We start from the raw sequence: 4,212 nt of genomic DNA, 5'->3' as shown, positions 1-4,212 counted from the left end.
AAGTAGCCAAGTTGCACGAAAAAGTGATGAACCAACGCACTGACTTTTTGAATAAGTTAAGTACAGACATTATCAAAAATCACGATATAATCTGTATGGAAGACTTAAATACAAAAGGTATGTTGCGTAATCATAAGCTAGCAAAAAGTATTTCAGATGTATCTTGGTCTAGTTTTGTTGCAAAATTGCAGTACAAGGCTGACTGGTATGGTCGTGAAATTATCAAGATTGACAAATGGTTCCCATCAAGTCAAATTTGTTCAGAGTGCGGACACAAAGATGGCAAGAAAGCTCTAAACATTCGTGATTGGACGTGTCCTATTTGTCATGCGCATCATGACAGAGATATTAATGCTAGTATCAATATTCTGACCGAAGGTCTTAGATTACACAAATTAGTATAAAGTATACAACAACCGTAGGGACTACGGGGCTAGCTTGGTAAATAAGAGAAACCTCTGGTAGTAAAGAAATACGCGATCAAGTATGCTCTCTTCCCAAGAATCTCGTGACTTTAGTCATGAGAGGTTCAAGAAAACTAAATCATTTCGAAAATGGCTCAAAAACCTAAAATTGAAGTCTTTCTAAATTAGTAAGAATCAACTATACTATAAAAGAGTTTGAAATGAGGAGGATTTTTGATGAAAACAATTACACCCGAAGAAGTTTTAAATCTTTTTGATGCGAACGAGGACCTACATATCGTCGATGTTCGTGAAGATGAAGAAGTAGCGAATGGCGTTATTCCTGGCGCAATTCATATGCCACTTGGTCAAATTCCAGAACGTTTTAACGAGTTAAATAAAGAAACACCGTATATTTTCGTATGCCATGCGGGCGGACGTAGCTTCAGTGCTTGTTCATACCTTGAAGGCAAAGGATACGATGTAACAAATCTTGAGGGCGGCATGAGCGCTTGGGATGGCGAATTAGAGTTTTAATTTGTAACTAATAAAGGAGAGGGCTTGCATATGCAAACCTTCTCCTTTTAGTTTTATACGAATTCTGGTTTTGGTGGATGCACATCATCTGGAATTGCAGATTTGTAGGCGATTCCTGCACTGTTTTTCTCGAATTCCTGTTTTGCTTTTTCGATGATTTCTGGCTTTTCCAATGCATCAATTGTAGAAAGTGCCATTATTTGAGCGGCCATATGCATCCCTTTCATGCCAATTGAAGAGCCGAAAACAGCGGTCGCTTGCCACGTATGAAGTTGGACAGAAGCGGTCGAACAAGGCGCGATCACTTGCCCCATTGGCGTAATCCAAGAAACATCACCGATATCTGAAGAACCAGGCATCGACATTCTAAATAATTGAGGAATATGCTTGAATCCACGAATTAATGGTTGAGAAGCATCACCGCCGAATTGGCCGATATTCGCTTTCGTACTTGCGACAACGGCTGGATCAATATTTTCTTCCAATGTTTTTGCGAATTGTTCTTCTTCAGCGCTATATTCGATTTCAGGTAGAAGTTGCGCGTTTTCATACATCACTTCATTCAACGTCATATTTGGTAAAGTATCATAGCAACCCGCTGTAATTTGAGATGTTACAGACGTTTCAGTCATCATCGCAGCACCGTTGGCAACAAGATTTAATCTGCGTAGTAAATCATCAACTTCAGCACGATTTTTCCCACGCAAGAAGTATAGAACACTCGCATCTTCAGGCACGACATTTGGCGCAAGTCCACCGTTTGTAATTTGATAATGAATTCTTGAACCATCTGGAACATGCTCACGTAAGTAGTTCGCACCTACATTCGTTAATTCCACAGCATCCAATGCACTTCGCCCTAAATGCGGAGCAGCGGCAGCATGAGCTGTACGTCCTTTGAAGAAGTATTCCACACTTGATAAGGCTTGCATGGAAAGATTCGTCGTCATACCAAAATTCCCAGGATGCCAAGTATAGACTAAATCCAAATCATCAAAAGCACCTGCTCGCGCCATATATGTTTTACCAGAAAGCAATTCTTCAGCAGGGCAGCCATAGTAACGAATTGTTCCTTGAATATTGTTTTCTTCCATATATTTCTTCGTCGAAATAACGGCTTCAACACCTGCTGTTCCAAGTAAATTATGGCCACAACCATGTCCAGGTCCATTTGCTTCGACTGGATTGAAAGTAGGGTCAATTTGTTGAGAAAGACCAGGCAATGCATCGAATTCTCCTAAAATCCCGATGATTGGTGAACCATTTCCAAACTGTGCGATAAAGGCAGTTTCAACATCACCAATATTTGATTGAATTTGGAATCCAGCTTGTTGTAAAACTTCTTTTTGTAGTTGGGATGCGAAAGTTTCATTGAATCCGATTTGTGGATTTTTCCAAATTTTAGAAGCAACTTCTACATATTTTTCTTCATTTTCCTTCATAAATGCTACGAGTGATTTCTTGTCCATCCAATAACCTTCTTTCTCATATTGTTTAAACGATTGTAAAGAAAGCGAAATCACCTCCTAATTATTTTTTTCTGTTAATGCTGTCATTTTTGTAATTCGCCAATATTGATCTTTATTAGCAGAAAAGATTGCATCAAAATGAAGTTTTCTCTCACCAAAATATTGAATGATTGACACATCAATTAAGTCATCTTCAATTCGATTGAATTTTTCAACTTCAATATTAGGTACTTGCCCCATGATTAATGTTGTCGCATTTAAACGAACGACATTCTTTTTAACAAACTCACTATTATCTAAAAAAGTATTGAAATTCGCTTTTAAAAAAGCCGCAACAAGATTTTCCGGTTGTTTTGGTAAATTAGGTAAGACATGATCCATCCAATTTTCATCGGAATTATAAATATCTCCAACTTTTTCAATTGTGAAATCATTCGTTGCCGGATCATATTTTAAATATAGATTGAAATAATCGGCGGAATTATGATTGTACCAAGCAATTAACCCTGTAATATGATTTTCATCATCAACCGCAACCGTTGCAGGTGAAAGGAATGAAGAGGAATATTCAATTTCTGTTTTCTTCATTTTTTTAATGTTTTTTAATGCATTCGACGAAAAGACAGTTGTATCAAAATTCTTCTTCATTAGTGCGAGATGTAGCTGCTCTCCGAGTTTATTCATTTTTGATTCCGTTTCTTCATTTACCAGATTTACAGAAAAGCTTGAACTCACTTCGTCGATAAATAATTTTTTGCTCGTCGTTTTCCCCCAAGGTAAGTCCGCAACTAATCGGAATTCAGCCTTGTATCGATTCGGAATTGAAAAGGGGCTTTTTTCGATTAAAGTAAGTATCGGCACACTATTTTTGCCGTGTTGAAGTGCCACATTCGAAATCAAACCTAAATCAATATTTCGGAAACTGATCGGAGAACTATTAAATAAATCTTCATCAATTTGTGTATCCTGTTCAACGACTAGTTGTTTTGCAATAGATGTTGTCGGAAAATCTTTCGGTAGGAATACGCCCTCAATCTCATAAAGTCCTGGTATTACATTTTTTGATGAAACACCTTTGATTTCATAAGTTAAATCTGGATTTACACTCTTTTCAATGGAAGCTTCGGGTGCAACCATTTTGTATGTATGCATTAAATCATTTTGTTCGACGGCTTTGAAATAAGCAGCAGTTTTTACTTCACCGACTGCGGTTACAAGTCTTGAAAGTGCGGCAGCCTCGGATTTTGTAATCTTGGAAGAATCCGTGTGGACGACTAACTTTTCAAGTGCCGAAGCATCATGATTTGCTAATGCGGATTCGAATTTATTCATTATTCGGTCTTTTGAATGTGCATTTTTATAAAAAATGGCTACACCACCGATTAAAATAACGATGGAAAGGAAAGAAATCATAAATTTTTTACTACGTTTCTTTACTAATTTTTGTTTGCAAACAGGACATATTCGGTCTTTTTTTGACACTTCATGCAAACAATTTGGACATAAATCCATGCAATCACCTCTACGAAAATTATAAGTGAATTCCGAATTTTTTCCAATCGAAAAGAGTGATGTTTGTGTTAGTGCGTGGGTGGGAAAAGTGAATATAAGTAATGAATAAGCAGATTTAAGAGGAGGGTGATTGGGTGAAATTAATGATCGCGTTATTCGCTTTTTTAACATCTGTTCGGTAGAATTCCCCATCTTCTATAAGTGGGGGATGAATACCGTTCAGTTTGAGGGTTACCGTTGGTAACTCGAAAACTGATATAAAGGGTTTATTGCCTTTTTATTTTAGGTTT

At 37.3% G+C, this 4,212-nt stretch carries 4 protein-coding genes; 2 read left to right on the top strand and 2 right to left on the bottom strand.

The features are described from left to right. Together DF281_RS14285 and DF281_RS14280 are read left to right on the top strand one after the other, a co-directional pair. On the top strand, positions 1–404 hold a 404-nt coding region (locus DF281_RS14285; protein ID WP_146191520.1), incomplete at its 5' end, for an RNA-guided endonuclease TnpB family protein. 237 nt (positions 405–641) lie between these two features. Then, positions 642–941, top strand: coding sequence for a rhodanese-like domain-containing protein (locus DF281_RS14280; RefSeq protein WP_109350928.1), 300 nt, complete (start codon positions 642–644; stop codon positions 939–941). A 53-nt stretch (positions 942–994) separates the two neighbouring features. On the opposite strand, the gene DF281_RS14275 is transcribed toward DF281_RS14280, so the two are convergent. Both DF281_RS14275 and DF281_RS14270 read right to left on the bottom strand, forming a co-directional pair. After that, the gene (locus DF281_RS14275) at positions 995–2,410 is read right to left on the bottom strand and encodes an amidohydrolase (protein WP_109350927.1); all 1,416 of its coding nucleotides are present in this window, start codon (positions 2,408–2,410) and stop codon (positions 995–997) included. 57 nt (positions 2,411–2,467) lie between these two features. After that, positions 2,468–3,922: a zinc ribbon domain-containing protein gene (locus DF281_RS14270; protein WP_109350926.1), complete on the bottom strand. Its 1,455-nt coding sequence runs from the start codon at positions 3,920–3,922 to the stop codon at positions 2,468–2,470. Positions 3,923–4,212: the final 290 nt, after the last annotated feature.

The sequence above is a fragment of the Kurthia zopfii genome (assembly GCF_003143955.1).
GTDB lineage: Bacteria > Bacillota > Bacilli > Bacillales_A > Planococcaceae > Kurthia > Kurthia zopfii.
This window is presented reverse-complemented; position numbering and strand designations above follow the sequence as displayed.